At 57.7% G+C, this 839-nt stretch carries 1 protein-coding gene; it reads right to left on the reverse strand.

Going from position 1 to position 839, the window contains the following annotated elements; genetic code table 11:
- On the reverse strand, nt 1-839 hold an 839-nt coding region (locus tag BP822_RS03330; RefSeq protein ID WP_286877738.1), incomplete at both ends, for an AIR synthase related protein.

Here is an 839-nt window from a genome sequence, read left to right on the forward strand (position 1 = left end):
GCCGCCTTCAGATCCATAGTGATCGCTTTGTCGAAATCCCTTATGATTCCCACACAGGCGATCACGGGCGAGGGGTCCACAGAACCCTGGGGAGACTCATTGTAGAAGCTCACATTTCCTGAGACTATGGGTACGGGAATTCTCTCATCCTTATAATCCTTCAGCCAGAGGTTCTTGCAGGACTCGGCCAATCCCTTCACCCCTTCCCTAAACTCCCAGAAGGCCTCGGGCTTCTCCGGATTGCCGTAGTTCAGGCAGTCGGTGAGAGTGGCTGGCGTCGCGCCTATGGCAGCCACATTTCTCATCGCCTCAGCCACTGAGGTCGCTCCCCCCCAATAGGGGCTGATCCGGCCGTAAAAGGGATTGGAGTCCACGGCCAGTGCCACGCCGAACTTCTCCCCCCGCACGGGGGCGATGAGCCCTGCATCCGCCTCGCCCGGCCTGATCACCGCATTGCCCATGACCTCGGTATCGTAGTATCGGTAGATATGCTCCCGGGAGGCGATGTTCGGCGAATTCAGGATCCTGAGCAGAACCTCATTGTAGTCCTCAGGCTCTCGGGATTCGGGCTCAGATTCGCTATAGACCCTCTCGGATTCAGCCCTTTGGTAGCGGATGCCCGCTGTGAGGTGCTGGATGGGCACATCGCATACCGTCTCTCCCTTATGCCGGACGACAAACCTGTCGCCGGTATTGATCTTGCCCACAACGCTCGCCCTTGCTCCCTCGTAGACGTTGGGCAGATCCCAGTCCTCATTGTAGATATTCAGGATCTTCTCTCTCAGCTCTTCAGGGGCGATGATCAAGAAACGCTCCTGGGTCTCGGCTATGCTCAGCAC

This window comes from Methanosaeta sp. UBA458, from assembly GCF_002496085.1.
Lineage (GTDB): Archaea > Halobacteriota > Methanosarcinia > Methanotrichales > Methanotrichaceae > Methanothrix > Methanothrix soehngenii.